Origin of the sequence: Burkholderia anthina, assembly GCF_001547525.1 — a bacterium.
In the GTDB taxonomy this organism is placed as follows: domain Bacteria; phylum Pseudomonadota; class Gammaproteobacteria; order Burkholderiales; family Burkholderiaceae; genus Burkholderia; species Burkholderia semiarida.
In genome coordinates, this window is sequence record NZ_CM003769.1 from 83,324 (window position 1) to 103,841 (window position 20,518).

The following is a 20,518-nucleotide window of genomic DNA, read 5'->3' on the forward strand; positions in this document are numbered from 1 at the left end:
CGCACCGCGCGATGAACGATTCGCGCGCCACGGACTACAACTGCACCGGCGTGACACCGGCTGACACCGGCTCTGCCTGGAAGCGCGCGAGATCTTCCTCGCTGCGATGGCACAGCACCTGCGCGCCGTTGCCGAGCGTGCGCAGCGACGGGGCCGTCCGGTTGCACACGCCGTCCACGCGCATCGCGCAGCGCGACAGGAACGGACACAGCTCGGCCTCGTTCTCGCGCTCGCCGATCGACACCAGCGGCCGGTGGCAACGCTCGGCCGCATCGTCGAGCCAGCCCGCGCGCAACTCCGGTGCGGACGACACCAGCAAGTGCGAATACGGGTGATAAGGCGGCGCGCACAGCGCGTCGCGGCTGCCCGTCTCCACGCGGTGGCCCGCATACAGCACGACGATGTCGTCGCTGATCGCGCGCACCTTCGCGATGTCGTGCGTGATGAACACGTACGACACGCCGAGCTTCGCCTGCAGGTCGCGCAACAAATCGATGATCGCGGCGCCGACGACGGTGTCGAGTGCCGACGTAACCTCGTCGCACAGGATCAGGTCGGGCTCGGCCGCGAGCGCGCGCGCGAGGTTCACGCGCTGCTTCTGTCCGCCCGACAGCTCGCCGGTACGGCGCGCGGCCACCGCCGACGGCAGCCGCACGAGCTCGAGCAGCTCCGCGACGCGCTGGCGTGCGCGCGCGCCCTTGATCCCGTGATAGAACGCGAGCGGCCGCGCGAGCGTGCGCTCGACGGTATGCACCGGATTGAGCGCGGTATCGGCGTTCTGGAACACGATCTGCACGCGGCGATGCTGCTCCTTCGTCCGTTTGCCGATATCGCGGGCGAGCGGCTCGCCGTCGAGCAGGATCTCGCCGCCGGTCGCCGGCACGAGGCCCGCGATCACCTTGGCGAGCGTCGTCTTGCCGGAGCCCGATTCGCCGATCACGCCGACCGTCTGCCCGCGCCCGATGCGCAGGTCGACTTCATGCAGGATCACTTTCGCGGGCCAGCCGTTCGCGGCGCGGCCGCCGTAGCCGGCGATCGCGCCGCGCACGTCGAGCAGCGGCGCCGGCTCGGCCGGCGCTTGCGCCTGCGCCTGCGCATCGCGTCCGGCATCGTTCGGCGTGACCGCCGCGATCAGGCTCTGCGTGTACGGGTGCGCCGGCGCATGCAGGATCTGTTCGGTCGCGCCCGCCTCGCGGATCACGCCATCGCTCAGCACGACGATCCGGTCGGCCATCTGTGCGACCACGGCCAGGTCGTGCGACACGTACACCGCACTCATCCCGTAGCGCCGGATCACGTTCTTGAACGCCTGCAGCACGTCGATCTGCGTGGTCACGTCGAGCGCGGTGGTCGGCTCGTCGAGGATCACCAGCTCCGGATCCGTGATCAGCGCCATCGCGGCCATCAGCCGCTGCAACTGCCCGCCCGATACCTGGTGCGGATAGCGCTTGCCGATCGTCTCCGGCTCCGGCAGCGCGAGCGCGCGAAACAGCTCGATCGCCTTCGCCTGCGCGTCGCGCTTCGTCATCGTCCCGTGGATCAGCGCGCTCTCGATCACCTGATCGAGAATCGTGCGCGACGGGTTGAACGCGGCGGCCGCGCTCTGCGCGATATACGCGACCTTGCGGCCGCGCAGCGCGGTCAGCGCCGGTCCGGAAAGCGTGCACACGTCGGTGCCGTCGAGCTTGACCGAGCCGCCGGCGATCCGGCATCCGGCGCGCGCATGGCCCATCAGCGACAGCGCGATCGTCGTCTTGCCGGAGCCCGATTCGCCGATCAGCGCGAGCACCTCGCCGCGCCCGATATCGAAATCGACGCCGTGGACGATCGTCGTTTCCTCGCCGCCCGGCCGGCCGCCGACCACGCGCAGCCCGCGCACCTCGACGAGCGGGTTCGATTCGTGTCGCATCAGTGTCCTCCGGCGGCGCCGGCCGCGCCCTTGCGGCGGCCGCGATGCGGCAGGCCGTCGATCAACAGGTTGACGCCCACCGTCAGGATCGCGATCGCGACCGCGGGCATGATCGCGACGGCCGAGCCGTCGCCGAGGCTCGCGATGTTCTCGCGCACGAGCGAGCCGAGGTCCGCATACGGCGGCTGCACGCCGAGCCCGAGAAAGCTCAGGCCGCTCAGCAGCAGCACGACGAACGTGAAGCGCAGCCCGGTGTCCGCCAGCATCGGGTGGATCATGTTCGGCAGCATTTCCACGCACGCGATATACAGCGCGCTTTCGCCGCGCGCCCTGGCCACCTGCACGAATTCGAGCGTGCTGATGTTGACGGCGAGAGCGCGCGCGATCCGGTACGAGCCCGGCATGTAGCTGACCGCGGCGGTAAGGATCAGCAGCGGCAGCGATGAGCCGAACGCGGCGACGAACATCAGCGCGAACATCTTCGACGGAATCGACGTGAGCGCGTCGAGCAGCCGGCTCATCGTCTCGTCGAGCGCGCGGCCCGACACGGTCGCGAGCAGCCCGAGCGTCGTGCCGGTCACCGCGGCGAGCAGCACCGCGGCCAGCGCGAGCAGCACGGTCAGCCGCGTGCCGTACAGGATCCGGCTCAGCATGTCGCGGCCGAGGAAGTCGGAGCCGAACGGCAGCTTCGCGCTGAACGGCGCGAACACGTCGGGCGTGACGATCGCGCCGACGTCATGCGGCGCAATCAGCGGCGCGAACAGCGCGACGAACAGCATCAGGCCGGCCATCGACAGGCCGACGCGGCCGCCCGTCGTCAAGGCGATGCGCGCGGCGCGGCGCTTGCGCGGCTGGTCGGGGGCAGGCGCCGCAGGCGGCAGGCCACCCCGCCCCAGGGGCGGATCGCCGGATGGCGGCAGCGCGCTGCTGCGTTGAACGGGTTCGATCGGTTGCATGGGCGGCATCTCGGAAGGAAGACGAAACACTCAGGTGCGCAGTCGCGGGTTCGACACGATCGAGCACAGGTCGGCGAACAGCACGAGCGTCAGGTAAGCGACGCAGAAGATCAGCGTGCACGCCTGGACCAACGGGAAATCGCGGTTGCTGACGGCGTCGACCATCAGGCTCGCGAGGCCCGGATAGTTGAAGATCGTCTCGACGACGATCACGCCGCCGAGCAGATACGACAGGCTCAGCGCGATCGCATTGGCGATCGGGCCGATCGCGTTCGGCAGCGCATGGCGCAGCACGACGCGCGCGGGGCTCGCGCCTTTCAACACGGCCATCTCGACATACGACGCGCTCAGTTGCTCGATCACCGCGGCGCGCGTCATCCGGGCCATCTGCGCGATCACGACCGCGCACAGCGTGAGCACCGGCATCGCATACGCACGCAGGAAATCGTGCAGGCTTTCGATCGGGCCGCTGTACGACAGCGCGGACAGCCAGTGCAGCTTCACCGCGAACACGAGCACGGCGACCGTCGCGATCAGGAATTCCGGCGTCGCGACGAGCGACAGCGTGCCGAGGCTGATCACGCGGTCGACCACCGACTCGCGCTTGACGGCCGCGAGGATGCCGAGCAGCAGCGCGATCGGCACCGACACGGCGGTCGTGATCGCCGCAAGCGTGAGCGACTTCGGCAGGCGCCCGCCGATCAGCTCCGACACCGGCATGTCGCCGGACAGCGACCGGCCGAAATCGCCGTGCGCGAGCCCCGCGAGCCAGTGCGCGTAACGTACGTGCGCCGGCATGTCGAGACCGAACTGCTGGCGCAGCGCGGCGACCGTCTCCGGCGTCGCCGACTGGCCGAGCGCGGCCTGCGCGGCGTCGCCCGGCAGCAGGTTCGTGATCGTGAAGATGATCGCGGACACGATCAGCAGCGTCAGCGCGGTGACCGCGATGCGCCGGCCGATCAGCCCGATGAGGATTCGGTTCATGGTGCAGCACTCCCGAAAAAACCGCGCGTGGCCGGCGCGGTGGCCCGCACCGGCCGCGCGACGGCGGCCAGCCACAACGTCATGCGTTCCACCACACGTTCTCGGCGAACATGAAGCCCATCATCCCGCCGGTCGGGATCGAACCGAGGCCCGCGAGCCGCTTGTCGTATCCGTCGAGGAAGCTGATGAACGCCGGGATGCCGAGCCGGCCCTGCTGCGACACGATCACCTGCATGTCGCCGTACATCTGCTTGCGCTTCGCGTCGTCGGTTTCCGAGCGCGCGGCGAGCAGCAGCTGGTCGAACTTTGCGTTCTTCCAGCCCGACTCGTTCCACGGCGCATCCGACTTGAAGAATTGCGTGAACAGCACGTCGGCGCTCGAGCGCGGGTTGATGTTGCCGAAGGTGAGCGGGTGCTTCATCCAGTGGTTCGACCAGTAGCCGTCGGGCGACGCGCGGTTGACCTGCAGGTTCAGCCCGATCTTCTGGCCGACCTGCTGCAGCAGCACGGCCATTTCGATCGACCCGTTCGCGTCGGACGTCGCATAGATCGGCGGCAGCGTCGCGCCGAGCGCGCCCGCCTTCTGGAGCAGGAATTTCGCCTTGTCCGGATCGTGCGGCCGCTGCGGCAGCGACGCGTTGAAGTAGCGGTGCCCCGGCGGAATCGGCTGGTCGTTGCCGATCACCGAGTAGCCGCGAAACACCGCCGAGCGGATCTGCTCGCGATCGAACAGGTATTTCATCCCTTCGACGAAATCGGGGTTCGCGACGATCGGGTTGTCGCTGCGCATGATCAGGTCGGTGTAGAGGCCCGACTTGGTTTCCTTCAGCGCGTAGCCCGGCGTCGACGCGACCCGCTGCGTCGAGCGCGGATCGATCGCGTTGATCAGGTGCACGTCGCCCGACAGCAGCGCGTTCAGGCGCGCGGCACTGTCGCTGATGCCGATCATCTCGATCTCGTCGAGATACGGCTTGCCCGGCTTGAAGTAGCTGTCGTTGCGCACGCCGACGGTTGACACGCCCGGCTTGAACGACTTCAGCTTGTACGGGCCGCAGCCGATACCGGTCGAGAAATCGGTCGTGCCGTCCTTGACGATCACGAGCTGCGGTGTCGCGAGGATCACCGGCAGATCGGCGTTCGCGCTCGCAAGCGTCAACGTGACTTCGTCCGGGCCGGTCGCCTTCGCATCCGCGAACTGTTCGGCAAGCGTCTTGACCTTCGACGCGGTGGCCGGGTTCTTGTGGCGCATCAGCGAAAACACCACGTCGGCCGGGCCGACCGGCTTGCCGTCGTGGAACGTGACGCCCTTGCGCAGCTTGATGATCCAGGTCTTCGCGTCGGTCGTCTGCAGCGATTCGGCGAGATTCATTTGCGGCGTCAGGCTCTGGTCGAGCTGCGTGAGGCCGCTGTAGAACATGAAGAAGCGGGTGTAGTCCGCGCCCGTCGAGCCCTTGGCCGGGTCGAGCGTATCGGCCGTCGAGCCGGATTCGTTCGCGACCCGGATCTTGCCGCCGCGCTTCGGCGCGGGCGCGGCGAACGCCGGCTGCGCATCCACCAGCAGCCCGCCGCCGACGGCCATCATGCCGCTCGCCGCCATGACCTTCATCATGTCGCGGCGCGTGAAGCCGCCCTTGCCGTCATTGTCGATATCGTCGCTCATCCGAACTGCTCCTGACTGTGGGAAGTGGGTCCAAGGGTCCAGCGTGGTTGTTCAATCCCGCTACGTCCGCTTGCTGGTGGCGGGCGCGACGTCGTACACATGCAATTCATTTAAGCATCGCCAAAATGCGGTTTGTCGCGATTCGGGCCGCCCGCACGATACGAATCGACCGTTTTGGGCCACCCGCGCAGCATGAATTGCTGCGTGCGCGCACGTGTCGCCGTTGGCCCGGCGGCGTGTCGCGGCGGTTGCCGAACCCGTGTCGATGCAGGAAATCGTAAGGCCGCAGCCGCCGCAGATTGCGCCGACAAAATTGCCCATTCGGCATCCGGCGCGCGTTTGGCTCACCCAAACCGCACGTTTGTATCGAATGGGCGTGCGCGCGCCGAGCGCGGTCGAAATGCGCGGCACGTTGCGGCAGATCGCCGCATGCACGGGCGTCGGCGGTGGCGGTCGCGACGGTGCGTCGCGCAGGAAAGTTCAGAAGAATGCCGCGCGATCGGAACGGCGCTGGGAGAAGACGGGAAGATGACGGGACTGCCCGGGAACCGGGCCCGTGCGGCCGTCAGGCGCCGCGCCCGCGTGCCGCGGCGCGTGCGTCACCGGCATGTCGGCGCGCACGCCGGCGCGGCGCACGGGAGGCGGGAGATGCGCCGGCTGCCCGCGGACGGCGCGAAGCCGTCAGGCCGCCAGCCGGAATACCGATACGGCGGCCCGCAGGCGCGCGGCCTGCTCGTCCAGCGACGAGGCGGCGGCCGCCGCCTGCTCGACGAGCGCGGCGTTCTGCTGCGTGACTTCGTCCATTTGCGCGACCGCCAGCCCGATCTGTTCGATGCCGGTGCTTTGCTCGGCCGACGCCGCCGAAATCTCGCCCATGATGTCGGCCACCCGGTCGATCGAGCGGACGATCTCCGTCATGCGCTCACCGGCCGTCTCGACGAGCCGGCTGCCGCTGCCGGCCCGCTCGACCGACGCGTCGATCAATCCCTTGATGTCCTTCGCGGCCGCGGCGCTGCGTTGCGCGAGCGAGCGGACTTCCGATGCGACGACGGCGAACCCGCGCCCCTCCTCGCCGGCCCGCGCGGCTTCCACCGCGGCGTTGAGCGCGAGAATGTTGGTCTGGAATGCGATGCTTTCGATGACGACGGTAATGTCGGCGATCCGTACCGATCCGTCCGAAATCTGCCGCATCGTTTCGACGACCGCCTGCACGGCGGCGCCGCCGAGCTCGGTCGCATCCTTCGCCTGAGCCACGAGCGCATTCGCCTGGCGTGCGTTGTCGGCATTCTGTTTGACCGTGGACGTGATCTGCTCCATGCTCGCGGCCGTTTCCTGCAGCGACGCGGCCTGCTGCTCCGTGCGCTGCGACAGATCCAGGTTGCCTTGCGCGATCTCGCCGGTGCCGGTGGCGATCGAGTGGGTCGTGGTCTGGATTTCGGCGATGGTCTCGGTCAGCCGCGCCTTCATGTCGCCGAGCGCGACGAGCAGGCTGCCGGGCGCGGCGCGCGCCGTATCGAACTGCACGTCCAGATCGCCGGCGGCGATACGGGCGGCGATCTGCGTCGCGTGCGCGGGCTCCCCGCCGAGCGTACGCCTGACGCTGCGCAGCACGCCCCATGCGATGGCCGCGAGCGCCGCGGCGATGACGAGCGCGACGGCGCCCAGCACCATCGCGAGCCGGGTAAACGCCGCATTGATGTCGTCGTAGAAAAATCCCGTGCCGATCCACCAGTTCCAGTCGGGAATCGCGACCACGCCCTGGAGTTTCGGCTCCAGGTCCGCATCGGGGCTGCGCTTGACCAGCACGTCGACGAGCGCGAAATGCGCCTGCGCCATGCCCGCGCGGTACGCCTCGCTGTCGGTCAGGCCGCTGGTCGTGCGGTTGCCTTTCGCGCGCGTGCCGATGAATTTCGCGTTCGGGTGCACGAGGTTGACGCCGTCGGACGTCGTGACCCAGAAGTAGCTCTTCGAATTCGCGTTGAGCGCCGACAATGCGGCCTTGGCCTGCTGCTGCGCCTGCTCCTGCGTGAGCGTGCCGTTCGTCTGCATCGCGCGATACGAATCGACCAGATGCTCGGCCTTGGTCAGCAGAATGACGACCTCTTCGCGGCGGCTGTCGATCAGCGCGTCGCGCAGCGTATGCAGCGACAACGCGGCGAGCAGAACGACGCCGAGCAGCGCCGCGACGACGAGCATCAGCAGTTTCGTGGACAACTTCATGCGGGGGCCTCGCAATATTAACCGTTCGGTACATATATCGGCCCGGGCGGGCCGGCCTTGAACGATTCAATATCGGTAATTACCCTCGCTTCGTGCGCTGAACGAACGCGCGACGAGACGCGACGGGCCCCTGCGGCATCGCGGCCGCGTCCCGTCGCGCGTTCGATGGATCTGCCGGCGCCGGCGGCTTACAGCCCGAGCTGCGTCGCGAGATGGCCGATGTCCGACACTTCGTAATAGTTGTAGAACGGCGTGCCCGGCTCGTGGCCGCGGTTCACGAACGCCTTGTGCTTGATCCCGAGATCCTCGGCCGTCATCAGGTCGTAGCGCAGGCTCGACGACACGTGCAGCACGTCCTCCGGCTTGCAGCCGAGCTTGTCGAACATGTATTCGAAGCCCTGCATCCGCGGCTTGTACGATTGCGCCTGCTGCGCGGTGAACACGGCATGGAACGGTGCGCCGAGCTTGTCGACGTTGCTCATGATCTGCTCGTCCATCGCGTTCGACAGGATCACGAGCTTGTACTTCGACGCCAGCCGCGACAGCCCGGCCGGCACGTCCGGGTGCGGGCCCCACGTCGGCACCGCCAGATAGAAGCGCTCGGCCTCGGCTTCGTCGAACTTCACGCCGATCCGCGCGCAGGTGCGGCGGACCGCGTTGACGACGACGTCGCGGTACGGCTTCCACGCGCCGAGCACCTCGTCGAGCCGATAGGCGGCGAACGCGCGCACGAATGCCTCCATCGCGGCCGGCGTCAGCCGGTCCGCATAGATTTCGCGCGCCGTCTCGGCCATCCGGAAATGGGTCAGCGTGCCGTAGCAGTCGAAGGTGATGTACTTCGGTTCAAACTGGATCATGGTGACGTCCTGTCGGTGTGAAGCCCCGGCAGGGCCGGGGGCGGGCTGGGTTGTACGAAATTGAATCAGGGCAAAAAGTCGTTCGCGCGTCGTTCGGCGCCGCTCAAAACGCAGAATCGCCGCGTGTTGCGCGGCACATGCAGCACGATCTGCGGTGCGATCCGGCGGGCGCCGCGGAGCCGGCCGATGGGCGCCGCGCCACCGCGGCCGGCTCGCCTGCCGGTGAGGCCCTTCCGCAGGCGGCACTGCCGCCGTGTATTCATCGTAGCGGCATTCCCACAGCACGAATGGTCGGATCGACCGGCCGCGCCGGCACGATCCGCGCGTTCGTGCGCGCCGATCGCGCGGGTTTGCGTCGATCGCGCGCCAGCGCCCGCCGGCGCGGGAAAACAGGCGAATCGTCCTATCCGCGCCGCCACCGCGCTGGCAGAGTGAACGAGTCATTTCCACCCATCCGGAGTCCGGCGTGTCCGACCTCAATCCTTCCCGCACGCTTACCTATCGCCCGTTCGCCGAAACGGACCTGCCCGCCGCGCATCGTCTGTCGGAGGCCGTCAAGTTGCCGCACCGGCTCGATGACTGGCGCTTCGTGTTCCAGCTCGGCGGCGGCTTCGTCGCCGAAGACGAAACCGGCGTCGTCGGCACCGCGCTCGGCTGGCGCTTCGGCGAATCGCACGCGTCGCTCGGCATGGTCATCGTGTCCCCCGAGCGCCAGGGCCGCGGCATCGGGCGCGAGTTGATGACCCGCGTGGTCGACAGCCTCGGCACGCGAACCATCTTTCTGCATGCGACGCCGGCGGGCGAGCCGCTGTACGCGAAATTCGGATTCGACGTGATCGATACGATCGATCAGCACCAGGGCGCCGCGTTCCAGCCTCCGCTGATCTCGCTGCCGCCCGGCGAGCGCCTGCGCCCGCTCGGCACCAACGACGGGCCGCGCCTCGCCGCGCTCGCGTCGCGCGCCGCCGGCTACGAACGCGGCGCGGTGATCGATGCGCTGCTCGACGCCGCGAACGGGATCGCGCTCGACCGCGACGGCGAGCTGCTCGGCTTCGCGCTGTTCCGCCGGTTCGGCCGCGGCCACGTGATCGGCCCGGTGGTCGCACCCGATGCACTGCGCGCGCAAGCGCTGATCAGCCACTGGCTCGCGCTGAACGAGGGCATGTTCGTGCGGCTCGACGTGCCGGGCGACAGCGGGCTGTCCGACTGGCTGCAAGGGCTCGGGCTGCCGCGCGTCGACACCGTCGTCGCGATGGCGCGCGGCGCAACGCCCGCGCGTGACCCGGCGCTGCGCACGTACGCGATCGTGAACCAGGCGCTCGGTTGACAGGACGCACGATGAGCTTTCTCTACAAGGCCGACCCGGTGCGCGGCGCGCAGTGGGCGGCGCGCTTCGCGCAACAGGCGCCCGATCTGCCGTTCCGGATCTGGCCGGACCTCGGCGACGCCGAAGCCGTCCGCTATCTCGCCGCATGGCAGCCGCCGGACGATCCGGTCGCGTTGCTGCCGAACCTCGAAGTCGTGTTCTCGGTCGGCGCCGGCATCGACCAGTTCGACCTGTCGCGCGTGCCTTCGCACATCCCCGTCGTGCGGATGATCGAGCCGGGCATCGTCGAAGGGATGGTCGAATACGTGACGCAGGCCGTGCTGACGATCCATCGCGACCTGTTCGACTATGCGGCGCAGCAGCGCGACCAGGTGTGGCGCGAGCATCCCGTGCGCGCGGCTGCGTCGCGGCGCGTCGGCGTGCTCGGGCTCGGCACGCTCGGCCAGGCCGTGCTCGACACGCTGCGGCGCTTCGGTTTCCCGTGCGCCGGCTGGAGCCGCACCCCGCGCACGCTCGACGGCGTCGACTGCTACGCGGGCGACGCGGCGCTCGATGCGTTCCTTGCCCGCACCGACATCCTGATCTGCCTGCTGCCGCTGACCGACAGCACGCGCGGCCTGCTCGGCGCGCGCGTGTTCGATGCGCTGCCGGCCGGCGCGTCGCTCGTGCAGGTCGGGCGCGGCCCGCAACTGGATTCGGCGGCGCTGCTCGCGGCGCTCGCGAGCGGCCGCCTCGACAGCGCGATCCTCGACGTGACGGATCCCGAACCGCTGCCGGCCGGCCATCCGTTCTGGACGCACCCGCGCATTCGCATCACGCCGCACATCGCCAGCGCGACGCGGCCCGACACCGCGGTCGACGCGGTGCTCGCGAACCTCGCCCGCCATCGCGCGGGCCAGCCGATGATCGGCGTCGTCGATCGCACGCGCGGCTATTGACCCGACGCGCGCCCGGCCCGCCGGGCGCGCAGCAGAAAATGCCGAAGCGCCCCGTGCAAACGCCGCGCGCGTACGTTTCGGGCCTCAAATTGAAGACGCATGCGGATTTCTCGCCCGTTAGCATGAACTCACCGCTGACACCTGACGAGAGTCCTGCCCTTCCATGAACCAAGCCGCGCTGATCGAAGCCGATCGTCAACACCTGATCCACCCCGTCGTCAATTACCGTGCGCACGAGGCGCGCGGCGTCACCGTGCTGGAATCCTCGGACGGCGTGTTCCTGCGCGACGCCGCGGGCCACACGCTGCTCGACGCGTTCTCGGGCCTGTGGTGCGTGAACGTCGGCTACGGCCGCGACAGCATCGTGAAAGCCGCCGCCGACCAGTTGGCGAAGCTGCCCTACGCGACCGGCTATTTCCATTTCGGCTCGCAGCCGGCGATCGAGCTCGCCGAGCGGCTCGCCGCGCTGGCGCCGCCGTCGCTGAACCGCGTGTACTTCACGCTCGGCGGCTCGGACGCGGTCGATTCCGCGATCCGTTTCATCACGCACTATTTCAACGCGACCGGCCGCCCGTCGAAGAAGCAGATGATCGCGCTGGAACGCGGCTATCACGGCTCGTCGTCGATCGGCGCCGGCCTCACCGCGCTGCCGGCGTTCCACCGTCATTTCGACCTGCCGCGCGCGGACCAGCACCATATTCCGTCGCCCTACCCGTACCGCCATCCGCTCGGCGACGATCCGCAGGCGCTGATCGCCGCGTCGGTCGCCGCGCTCGAGGCGAAGGTCGCCGAACTCGGCGCGGACAACGTCGCCGCCTTCTTCTGCGAGCCCGTACAGGGCTCCGGCGGCGTGATCGTGCCGCCGGCCGGCTGGCTGAAGGCGATGCGCGACGCGTGCCGGCGCCTCGGCATCCTGTTCGTCGCCGACGAGGTGATCACCGGCTTCGGCCGCACGGGCCCGCTGTTCGCATGCGAGGCCGAACAGGTCGATCCGGACCTGATGACCGTCGCGAAGGGACTGACCGCCGGCTATGCGCCGATGGGCGCGGTGCTGATGTCCGACGAAATCTACGAAGGGATCGCGGGCGATCGCGCCGATTCGCCGGTGGTCGGGCACGGCCACACGTATTCCGCGCATCCGGTGAGCGCGGCCATCGGCCTCGAGGTGCTGAAGCTCTATCACGAGGGCGGGCTGCTCGCGAACGGCCAGGCGATGGCGCCGCGCTTCGCGGCCGGGCTCGATGCGCTGCGCGCGCATCCGCTCGTCGGCGACGCACGCTCGATCGGCCTGCTCGGCGCGCTCGAACTGGTGACCGACAAGGCGCGCAAGACGCGCTTCGACCCGGCGCTGAACGTGCCGGACAAGATCGCGGCGGCCGCGTACGCGAACGGCGTGGTGTTCCGCGCGTTCGGCGACGGCGTGCTCGGCTTCGCGCCGGCGCTGAGCTTCACCGCAGGCGAATTCGACCTGCTGTTCGAACGTGTGCGCAAGACGCTCGACGACGTGCTGGCCGACGCCGGCGTGCAGCGCGCGCTCGACGCCGCGCATGCGCAGCCGGCCTGACGGGCCAAGGGAAAGCCGGGCTTGTGGTGGCCATCGTTCGACTCTAAAGTAACCGGACATTCCATTTTTCCGACTCACGTGAACATGACGGACAGCAAGCTGGATCGCATCGACCTGCGCATCCTCTCCCAGTTGCAGAAGCGCGGCCGCATGACCAACGTCGAACTGGCCGACGCGGTCGGGCTGTCGCCCAGTCCATGCCTGATCCGCGTGAAGCGGCTCGAGAAGGCCGGCTACATCGGCGGCTACGGCGCGCACATCCAGCTCGAGAAACTCGGCGACGTGCAGGTCGTGTTTACCGAGGTCACGCTGGCCGACCACCGCCGCGAGGATTTCGACCGGTTCGTCGCGGCGATCCGCAACGTCGACGAGATCGTCGAATGCCACCTCGCGAGCGGCGGCTACGACTACCTGCTGAAGTTCATCACGCGCAGCGTGAGCCATTACCAGACGATCGTCGAAGGCCTGCTCGAGCAGAACATCGGCATCGAGAAGTATTTCAGTTACGTGATCATCAAATCGCCGTTCGTCAAACGGCACTACCCGCTCGAATCGCTGTTCGGCGAACGTCACTGACGCACGGCCGCGTCACCCCGGAACGCGACAGCCCGCTGTTCGCGCAGGGGGCGTCGCGCCCCGCCGTGCCGCCTTCGTCACCGAACCGCCTCATCCAAGGACCTGCCATGCCGCTTACGCTGACCCGCACCGAACTCCTGCGCTCCGCCAACCTGATCGACGGCACGTGGCGCGACGCGCACGACGGCCGCCGCTTCGACGTCACCGATCCGGCGACGCTCGAGACCGTTGCCCACGCACCCGACAGCGGCGCCGCCGACGCACACGCGGCGACCGATGCTGCGGCACGCGCGCTACCCGCATGGCGCGCGACGCCCGCGCGCGAACGCGCCGCGATCCTGCGCGCCTGGCATGCGGCGATCGTCGCGCACACCGACGATCTCGCGAAGCTGATGTCGCGCGAACAAGGCAAGCCACTTGCCGAAGCGCGCGGCGAAGTCGCGTACGGGGCGTCGTACGTGCTGTGGTTCGCCGAGGAAGCGACCCGCACGTATGGCGACCTGATCCCGCAGCAGCAGCGCGGCAAGCGGTTGAGCGCGGTGAAGGAGCCGATCGGCGTCGTCGCCGCGATCACGCCGTGGAATTTCCCGCTCGCGATGATCGCGCGCAAGATCGCACCCGCGCTCGCGGCCGGCTGCACGGTGGTCGCGAAGCCGGCGGAGGACACGCCGCTGACCGCGCTCGCGCTCGCGTTTCTCGCGCAGGAAGCCGGCGTGCCGGCCGGCGTGCTGAACCTGATCACCGCGTCGCGCGAACGCGGCATCGACGCCGCGGCGGACTGGCTCGCCGACGGCCGCGTGCGCAAGATCACGTTCACCGGCTCGACGCCCGTCGGCAAGCTGCTCGCGCGCGAATCGGCGGCGACGTTGAAGAAGCTGTCGCTGGAGCTTGGCGGCAATGCGCCGTTCATCGTGTTCGACGACGCCGAGCTCGATGCCGCGGTCGACGGGCTGATGGCTGCCAAATTCCGCAACGGCGGGCAGACCTGCGTGTCGCCGAATCGCGTGTACGTGCAGGCCGGCGTCTACGATGCGTTCGCGCAGAAGCTCGCCGCGCGCGTGGCCGCGCTGAAGGTCGCGCCGGCGACCGATCCGGACGCGCAGATCGGCCCGATGATCAACGCGCGTGCGGTCGACAAGATCGCGCGCCACGTCGGCGATGCCGTCGAACGCGGCGCGCGTGTGCTGACGGGCGGCAAGCGCCTGACCGAGCTCGGCGCGAACTTCTATGCACCGACGGTGCTCGCCGACGCCACCGCCGACATGCAGCTCACCTGCGAGGAAACCTTCGGCCCGATCGCCGCGCTGTTCCGCTTCGATACCGAGGACGAAGCGGTCGATGCCGCGAACGACACGCCGTTCGGGCTCGCCGCGTATTTCTACACGCAGGACGTGCGGCGCATCGCGCGCGTGTCGGCACGGCTCGAAACGGGCATCGTCGGCATCAACGAAGGCGCGCTCGCGAGCGAGGCCGCGCCGTTCGGCGGCGTGAAGGAATCGGGCTATGGCCGCGAAGGCTCGCGCTATGGCCTCGACGATTATCTGTCGATCAAGTATCTGTGCCAGGGCGGGCTCGACTGAACCGGGGTCGCCGCGCGTTCCGCTCCCGTTGGCGTGTCCTTGCGGGTGTGGGTGCAACGAGGCGGCCGGTGCGAGCGCCATGCCGAATCATGCGTGCGCGACGCGTCACCCCGTCGTCCCCGGCGGAGTCGTACCCGCCGCCCCGGGTAAAAACGCATTGCCAACCGGAATTTGTGTGCGCATTGTCGGCGGACGCCTCGTCCACCGCCGCACTCGCCATGCATTCCGCTCCGCTGTCGTCCGCCGCAAGCCTTGCCGACACCGCGCCTGACGCGCTGCCGTTGATCCGGCGCTTCGCCAGCGAGGATGTCGATACCCACGCGGAATGCACGCACGGCTGGTCGATCCGGCTCGATCAGTTGTCGCCCGGGCCGTTCCGCGGCACGCTGCACGAAATCCGCTTCGACGGCATGCAATTGCTGCGCGAACGCGTGAACCGCGCGCTGCTCAAGCGCGGCAACCAATGCGCCGGCAGGACGTCGTTCAGCATCCCGCTGGAAACCGCTGGCGCCGGCTTCTGCGGCGGCGCGCCGCTGCGCGACAAGGCCCTGCTCGTCTCCGGCGGCACCGCGCTGCCGGAACTGCGCACGCCCGACCATCAGGACGTGGTGCTGTTGACGGTGCCCAACGACACGCTGCACCGACTGGCGTGGCTCGGCGATCGGGACGAAGACGGCGACCGCGTATCGTCGGGCGACACCCGCATCCTGCGGGTGCCCGCCGCGCGCCATCACGTGTTGACCTCGTTGCTGATGGCCGGCTTCGACGCGGCCGATACGCCGGAGCGCCCGCTCACGCGGCCGCACACAGGCAAGTCGCTGCGCGACGCCATTCTGGTCGAACTCGTGCACGCGATGGAGGCGGCCGGCCGCCCCGTCCGGCTCGAGCCGTCCGCGCGGCACCGCGTCGTCGATCGCGTACGCGAACTCGTCGCGGCGCGGCCCGATGTTCCGTTGACCGTGCTGGACGTATGCCGCGAAGTCGGCGCGAGCCGGCGCAAATTGCAGTATTGCTTCGAGGAAATCCTCGGCACGCACCCCGCGTGGTACCTGCGCGTGCTGCGGCTGAACGCGGTGCGCCGCGAACTGCGCGAACATTCCCCGGCGAGCGCGTCGGTCAGCGATGTCGCGTGCCGCTGGGGCTTCTGGCACCTGAGCCGGTTCGCGTCGCACTACCGGGAACTGTTCGGCGAACTGCCGTCCGACACGCTCAAACGCCCACCGCGATAATTACCAAAAGCGGATAACGCCCCGGATTTTGACGTTCCTAGACTCCGTACACATTTCAACTGTACGGGGAACGGCACGATGGAAATCCTCAGACGTCCGCACGGCGTGCGGCGCTGCCGCACACGCACCACCGCCGTCGCGATCGGCACGTTGGCGGCCACGCTCGCCTGCCAGCACGCCCACGCGCTCGAAAACGACGGCCCGATCACGCCGTTCGGCGTATTCGATTTCGGCGCGGGCATCACGCCGCCGCCCACGCCGAACGGCACGCTCGCCACCCGCTTCGCGTACTACTCGACCCGCACGATCCGCAACGGCGGCAATGCCGACTTCTCGCTGACGGTCGCGTCCTGGAGCCTGGCGTACATCCGGATGACGAACGCGAAACTGTTCGGCGCGAACGTCGGCTTCGGTGCGGTCGTGCCGTTCCTGAACCTGAACGGGCACGTGAACGTACCGACGCCGGCCGGCACGCTCGCGATGTCGGCCGATCCGACCAACATCGGCGATGCGGACTTCCAGCCGCTGATCCTCGCATGGACCTCGCCGAACCTGTTCGTCAACGTCGCCCTGCAAGTGCAGGCGCCGACGGGCGCGTATCGCGCCGCCCGCCTCTTCAATCCCGGCGTCAACCACTGGACCTTCTCGCCCATCATCGGCGCGACGTACATCACCGATAGCGGATTCGAAATCTCGACCAGCATCGAGATCGATCAGAACACGACGAACCGCGCAACCAACTATCGCAGCGGCACCGGATTACGCCAGGAATTCGCGCTCGGCCAGCACATCGGCCCGTTCACGGCGGGCTTGGGCGGCTACATCGAGCGGCAGTTGAGCAACGACCACGGCCCGAACGTCGACGGCAACCGTGCGCGCGTGAATGCGCTGGGCCCGGCGATCAGCTACGTCGAGCCGGGCAAGCCCGCGGTCTGGCTGCATGCGTACAAGGAATTCGGCGCGCAGAACCGCGCGCAGGGTTACCAGGTCGCGCTGCGTGCCGCGCTGTCGTTCTGATGTTCCGATTCGGGAGCCGTCGATGAATCCGCTTTCCTCAACGCAATCCGCGCCCGCCTATACGCATACCGCCCGACAGGCCGGTACCCGCCAGGGCGCCGTGCTGCTGCTCGGCAGCAGTCTCACCGTGATGGGCGCAGTCATGATCGCACCGATCCTGCCGAAACTCGCGGCGGAATTCGTGCCGGCCGACCCGCGGCTGGCCGCGCTCGTCCCGCTCGTCGCGACCGGCCCCGCGCTCGCGATCGCGCTGTGCGCGCCGCTCGCCGGCTGGCTGGCCGATCGCGTCGGACGCAAGATGTTGCTGTTGCTCGCGACGCTCGTGTATGGGCTCGTCGGCGCGGCGCCGGCGTGGCTCGACAGCCTCGCCGCGATCCTTGTGTGCCGGCTCGCGCTCGGCGCGGCGGAAGCGTGCGTGATGACCTGCTGCACGACGCTGATCGGCGATTACTGGCATGGCGAACAACGGGTGCGCTACGTGAACCGGCAGGTCGTCACGATCGGGATCGTGGGAACGGTGTTTTTCGTGCTCGGCGGCGCAGCCGGCGAGCACGCGTGGCGCTATCCGTTCTATCTGTACCTGTTGCCGATCCTGCTCGTGCCGGCGATTGCGACCGTGCTGTGGGAACCGCTACGCGACGGCCTGCCCGCCGAGCCGGCCGACAGCGACACGCCGCCGGCCGGCAACCGGCTCGCGCCGACGCTCGCGGTCGGCTACGGGCTGATCTGCATCGGCATGGTCGGTTCGTTCGTGGTGCCGGTGCAGATGCCGCAGTTGATGGTCGACATCGGTCAGCGCTCGTCGACGATGATCGGTGCGGTCGCGGGCGTCGGCCTGCTGTCGACGCTGGCCGGTTCGATCGCGTGGCCCTGGTTGCGCGATGCGCTCGGCCGCCGCTTCGTCAACGTCGTGCTCCTGGCGCTGCTCGCGGCGGGCCTGTTCTTGCTGGCCCGCGCGCATACGGTGCCAGCCATCGTCGTGGCGGTCGTGATTCACGGCTTCGGCGGCGGCATGCTGGTGCCCAATGCGATTCTGCCGCTGATGCGCACGCTGTCGCTCGCGATGCGCGGCCGCGGCCTGGGCGGTTTCACGGCCGCGCTCTATCTGGGCCAGTTCGTCAGCCCGCTCGTCGTGCTGGGCTGTGCGCAGGCATTCGGCGGGTTGCGCGCGGCGGTGTGCGCGATTGCGTCGGGCACGGCCGTCGCCGCATTGTCGTGGTTGTTGCCGGCGCTTCGCCGTCGCGACGACGCATGACCCATTCACGTTTTCCCGTTCCCGAACCCTAGACCCATGAAAGATTTTCAGGCGCTCATCGCCACGCACGACGGCATCGCCCTCGCGGCGCTCGTCCGTGCAAAAGAAGTACGGCCGACCGAATTGCTGGACGCCGTGCTTGCCAGTCTCGATACGCTCGACCCCGCGCTGAATGCCGTGGCGGAACGACTCGACGACCCGGCGAGACAGGCCGCGTCGTCCGTCACCGGGCACGAAAGCGTGCTCGCCGGCGTCCCGACGCTGATCAAGGACCTGTTCATGCCCGTGCGCGGCGCGCGGATGTCGAACGGATCGTTTTTGTTCGGCGACTACCGGCCGGACTTCGACGGCGAACTCGTGGCCCGTCTGCGGCGGGCCGGCATACCGATCGCGGGAACCTCGTTGTCGCCGGAACTGGGCACGTCGTATTGCACGTCGTCGGCGCGTTTCGGCGTCACGCGCAATCCGTGGCATCCGCACGTGAGCGCCGGCGGTTCGAGCGGCGCCGCGGCGGCGCTCGTCGCCGCCCGCGTGCTGCCGTTCGCGCACGGCAACGACGGCGGCGGCTCGCTGCGGGTGCCCGCGTCCTGCTGCGGCGTATTCGGGCTGAAGCCGACGCGCGGCCGAACGCCGAATGGCCCGATGATCGGCGAGGGATGGGCCGGCATGGGCATCAATCACGCGATCACGCGCTCGGTCCGCGACAGCGCCGCGCTACTGGACCTGACCGCCGGCGCCGATATCGGCGCGCCCTATGCGTCGCCGCATCAGGCCGACACGTTTCTCGCGGCCACGCAGCGCGATCCGCGGCCGCTGAGAATCGCCGTGATCGAGCAGGCGCCGCCGTGGCCGCTTCATCCGGCATGCCGGACCGCACTGGACCATACCGTCGCGTTGCTGCGCTCGCTCGGACATGACGTCGAACCGCTCGACAGTCCCGTCGATTCGGCCGCATTCTATGGCCACGTGTTCACGATCATCGGCGCGCAAACGCGCGCGCTGCTCGACACGATCGGCGCTCAGCGAAACGCGCCGGTACGCGACGACGAAATCGAGGCGCGTACCCGCATCATCCTGCGCGAAAAGGGCAACGTGAGCGGCGCCGAATACGCAAGCGCGGTCGACTGGATCCATGCGTTGGGCAGGACGTTCGGCCGGTTGATGGAACGCTACGACGTGTTGCTGACGCCGACGCTCGCGATGCCGCCGCTCGCGCCAGCCGCCCTCGCGACGGTGGACGACGCGCAATCGTTGAGCGACGTCATCGATCGGTCGCATCGGTTTTCGCCGTTCACCGCGTGGTTCAACGCGACCGGCCAGCCCGCGATGTCGGTGCCGCTTTATTGGGACGAACAAGGTTTGCCGATCGGCAGCCAGTTCGCGGGGGCATTCGGCGCGGAGTCGCTGCTGTTCTCGCTCGCCGCTCAGCTCGAACGCGCCGCGCCGTGGGCCGATCGAGCCCCGCCGGTGTGCGTCGGGCTGTCGGGCGCGTGACCGGTTCGGTGGCGAGCGGCAGGTGCACGGCAGCCGGGTTTGAGCCTCGCGTGCGACGATCATCGGTGGTCGAAGCAGTCGGTGTGCCAGCCGCGGCCGAGCGTAGCGTCGCGCGAACGCGCTACCGCCCCACCGGCGGCGGCGGCCGTGCCGGAATCCGTGCCAGGGCGGGCTCGACTGATCGGATGAATCCGCGCCGCCCGCGAGGACGGCCATCGCCGCACCCGGCCGACATACACGCGTTGACATCGGAACCGATCGGTCCATATAATGAATCCAACTTCAGGCACCGCATCGTTTGCGAAACCGATCAATGGCAAAACCCGCTGGCGTGGGCCGTCCCCGCGAATTCGAACTTGGCGATGCCGCGCGCGACGCGATGGACGTTTTCTGGGATCGCGGCTATGAAGGCGCGTCCCTGCCCGACCTGATCGCCGGCACCGGCCTGTCTCGCGGCAGCCTGTACAAGGCGTTCGGCGACAAGAAGGCGCTGCTGCTGGCGGCGCTCGATCTGTATATGGCCGACGGGCTCAAGGCGACCGCGGACATCCTGTCGCAACCGGGGCCCGTGAAGAATGCGATTCGCGACTCGCTGCTGCGCTATGCGCGGCTCTCCGTCGGCGACGCAGGCCGGCGGGGATGTCTCGCCGTCGCGATGACCACCGAACTGGCCGCACGCGACGCCGATGTCGCGGAACGCACGGGGCGCCTGTTCCGGCGCCTGCAGCAACTCTATGCGGGCGCGATCGTCCGCGGCCAGGCGAGCGGCGAGATCCCCGAGCAGGACGAACAGGTGCTGGCACGTTTGCTTGTCTGCCAGATCGAGGGCATGCGCGTGCTGGGGAAAACCGGCGTGGCCGAAAGCGACATGCTCGCGCTGGTCGACCGCACGATGCGCATCCTCGACTGATATTTTTTTACCCAATTTGGAACCGAATAGTTCCGTATGGAG

General features: G+C 68.7%; 17 protein-coding genes. 11 read left to right on the forward strand and 6 right to left on the reverse strand.

Features of this window, described 5'->3' with window-relative positions; translation table 11 throughout:
* Positions 1-34: 34 nt before the first annotated feature.
* The 4 genes from WS64_RS16735 to WS64_RS16750 form a co-directional block, all read right to left on the reverse strand.
* The gene (locus tag WS64_RS16735) at positions 35-1,909 is read right to left on the reverse strand and encodes an ABC transporter ATP-binding protein (RefSeq protein WP_060967033.1); all 1,875 of its coding nucleotides are present in this window, start codon (positions 1,907-1,909) and stop codon (positions 35-37) included.
* Complete coding sequence (locus WS64_RS16740) at positions 1,909-2,865, reverse strand: ABC transporter permease (protein WP_060967034.1); 957 nt, start codon at positions 2,863-2,865, stop codon at positions 1,909-1,911. The genes WS64_RS16735 and WS64_RS16740 overlap by 1 nt, the downstream gene beginning before the upstream one ends.
* Before the next feature lie 30 nt (positions 2,866-2,895).
* Positions 2,896-3,849: an ABC transporter permease gene (locus WS64_RS16745; protein ID WP_059577929.1), complete on the reverse strand. Its 954-nt coding sequence runs from the start codon at positions 3,847-3,849 to the stop codon at positions 2,896-2,898.
* Between the two features lie 79 nt (positions 3,850-3,928).
* Positions 3,929-5,509, reverse strand: a complete 1,581-nt coding sequence (locus WS64_RS16750; protein ID WP_060967035.1) for an ABC transporter substrate-binding protein — start codon at positions 5,507-5,509, stop codon at positions 3,929-3,931.
* A 265-nt stretch (positions 5,510-5,774) separates the two neighbouring features.
* Between WS64_RS16750 and WS64_RS34340 the strand changes: the two genes are divergently transcribed.
* Positions 5,775-6,041 carry a hypothetical protein gene (locus WS64_RS34340; RefSeq protein ID WP_155720442.1) on the forward strand — a complete coding sequence of 89 codons (267 nt, stop codon included), beginning with the start codon at positions 5,775-5,777 and terminating at the stop codon, positions 6,039-6,041.
* Between the two features lie 149 nt (positions 6,042-6,190).
* On the opposite strand, the gene WS64_RS16755 is transcribed toward WS64_RS34340, so the two are convergent.
* Together WS64_RS16755 and WS64_RS16760 are read right to left on the reverse strand one after the other, a co-directional pair.
* Positions 6,191-7,729 carry a methyl-accepting chemotaxis protein gene (locus WS64_RS16755; RefSeq protein ID WP_060967036.1) on the reverse strand — a complete coding sequence of 513 codons (1,539 nt, stop codon included), beginning with the start codon at positions 7,727-7,729 and terminating at the stop codon, positions 6,191-6,193.
* A gap of 188 nt (positions 7,730-7,917) precedes the next feature.
* Positions 7,918-8,586: a haloacid dehalogenase type II gene (locus tag WS64_RS16760; RefSeq protein WP_059577915.1), complete on the reverse strand. Its 669-nt coding sequence runs from the start codon at positions 8,584-8,586 to the stop codon at positions 7,918-7,920.
* Positions 8,587-9,052: 466 nt separating this feature from the next.
* Here WS64_RS16760 and WS64_RS16770 point away from each other — a divergent pair, with 466 nt between their 5' ends.
* The 10 genes from WS64_RS16770 (at position 9,053) to WS64_RS16815 (ending at position 20,476) form a co-directional block, all read left to right on the forward strand.
* The gene (locus tag WS64_RS16770; protein WP_060967038.1) at positions 9,053-9,913 is read left to right on the forward strand and encodes a GNAT family N-acetyltransferase; all 861 of its coding nucleotides are present in this window, start codon (positions 9,053-9,055) and stop codon (positions 9,911-9,913) included.
* An 11-nt stretch (positions 9,914-9,924) separates the two neighbouring features.
* Positions 9,925-10,851 carry a 2-hydroxyacid dehydrogenase gene (locus WS64_RS16775; RefSeq protein ID WP_059577909.1) on the forward strand — a complete coding sequence of 309 codons (927 nt, stop codon included), beginning with the start codon at positions 9,925-9,927 and terminating at the stop codon, positions 10,849-10,851.
* 163 nt (positions 10,852-11,014) lie between these two features.
* Positions 11,015-12,415, forward strand: coding sequence for an aspartate aminotransferase family protein (locus tag WS64_RS16780; protein WP_060967039.1), 1,401 nt, complete (start codon positions 11,015-11,017; stop codon positions 12,413-12,415).
* 84 nt (positions 12,416-12,499) lie between these two features.
* Positions 12,500-12,991, forward strand: a complete 492-nt coding sequence (locus tag WS64_RS16785) for an Lrp/AsnC family transcriptional regulator (RefSeq protein WP_006749694.1) — start codon at positions 12,500-12,502, stop codon at positions 12,989-12,991.
* A gap of 107 nt (positions 12,992-13,098) precedes the next feature.
* Positions 13,099-14,571 (forward strand): NAD-dependent succinate-semialdehyde dehydrogenase, encoded by a 1,473-nt coding sequence (locus tag WS64_RS16790; protein WP_060967040.1) that lies wholly within the window; start codon positions 13,099-13,101, stop codon positions 14,569-14,571.
* 218 nt (positions 14,572-14,789) lie between these two features.
* On the forward strand, positions 14,790-15,800 hold the full coding sequence (locus tag WS64_RS16795) for a helix-turn-helix domain-containing protein (protein WP_059577901.1): 1,011 nt from the start codon (positions 14,790-14,792) through the stop codon (positions 15,798-15,800).
* A gap of 78 nt (positions 15,801-15,878) precedes the next feature.
* Positions 15,879-16,817, forward strand: a complete 939-nt coding sequence (locus tag WS64_RS16800) for a SphA family protein (RefSeq protein WP_060967041.1) — start codon at positions 15,879-15,881, stop codon at positions 16,815-16,817.
* 22 nt (positions 16,818-16,839) lie between these two features.
* Entirely contained in the window at positions 16,840-18,072 is a 1,233-nt protein-coding gene (locus tag WS64_RS16805; protein WP_060967042.1) for an MFS transporter, read from the forward strand.
* Positions 18,073-18,108: 36 nt separating this feature from the next.
* A complete protein-coding gene (locus tag WS64_RS16810) occupies positions 18,109-19,566 on the forward strand; it encodes an amidase (protein ID WP_060967043.1) in 1,458 nt (485 codons plus the stop codon).
* Positions 19,567-19,879: 313 nt separating this feature from the next.
* Positions 19,880-20,476, forward strand: a complete 597-nt coding sequence (locus WS64_RS16815) for a TetR/AcrR family transcriptional regulator (RefSeq protein WP_059637528.1) — start codon at positions 19,880-19,882, stop codon at positions 20,474-20,476.
* Positions 20,477-20,518: the final 42 nt, after the last annotated feature.

Coding starts and splice junctions, on each gene's coding strand:
- WS64_RS16810 (WP_060967043.1), top strand. CDS start 18,109: ATGAAAGATTTTCAGGCGCTCATCGCCACGCACGACGGCATCGCCCTC.
- WS64_RS16785 (WP_006749694.1), top strand. CDS start 12,500: ATGACGGACAGCAAGCTGGATCGCATCGACCTGCGCATCCTCTCCCAG.
- WS64_RS16780 (WP_060967039.1), top strand. CDS start 11,015: ATGAACCAAGCCGCGCTGATCGAAGCCGATCGTCAACACCTGATCCAC.
- WS64_RS16760 (WP_059577915.1), bottom strand. CDS start 8,586: ATGATCCAGTTTGAACCGAAGTACATCACCTTCGACTGCTACGGCACG.
- WS64_RS16735 (WP_060967033.1), bottom strand. CDS start 1,909: ATGCGACACGAATCGAACCCGCTCGTCGAGGTGCGCGGGCTGCGCGTG.
- WS64_RS16775 (WP_059577909.1), top strand. CDS start 9,925: ATGAGCTTTCTCTACAAGGCCGACCCGGTGCGCGGCGCGCAGTGGGCG.
- WS64_RS16800 (WP_060967041.1), top strand. CDS start 15,879: ATGGAAATCCTCAGACGTCCGCACGGCGTGCGGCGCTGCCGCACACGC.
- WS64_RS16740 (WP_060967034.1), bottom strand. CDS start 2,865: ATGCAACCGATCGAACCCGTTCAACGCAGCAGCGCGCTGCCGCCATCC.
- WS64_RS16745 (WP_059577929.1), bottom strand. CDS start 3,849: ATGAACCGAATCCTCATCGGGCTGATCGGCCGGCGCATCGCGGTCACC.
- WS64_RS16750 (WP_060967035.1), bottom strand. CDS start 5,509: ATGAGCGACGATATCGACAATGACGGCAAGGGCGGCTTCACGCGCCGC.
- WS64_RS16790 (WP_060967040.1), top strand. CDS start 13,099: ATGCCGCTTACGCTGACCCGCACCGAACTCCTGCGCTCCGCCAACCTG.
- WS64_RS34340 (WP_155720442.1), top strand. CDS start 5,775: ATGCAGGAAATCGTAAGGCCGCAGCCGCCGCAGATTGCGCCGACAAAA.
- WS64_RS16805 (WP_060967042.1), top strand. CDS start 16,840: ATGAATCCGCTTTCCTCAACGCAATCCGCGCCCGCCTATACGCATACC.
- WS64_RS16795 (WP_059577901.1), top strand. CDS start 14,790: ATGCATTCCGCTCCGCTGTCGTCCGCCGCAAGCCTTGCCGACACCGCG.
- WS64_RS16755 (WP_060967036.1), bottom strand. CDS start 7,729: ATGAAGTTGTCCACGAAACTGCTGATGCTCGTCGTCGCGGCGCTGCTC.
- WS64_RS16815 (WP_059637528.1), top strand. CDS start 19,880: ATGGCAAAACCCGCTGGCGTGGGCCGTCCCCGCGAATTCGAACTTGGC.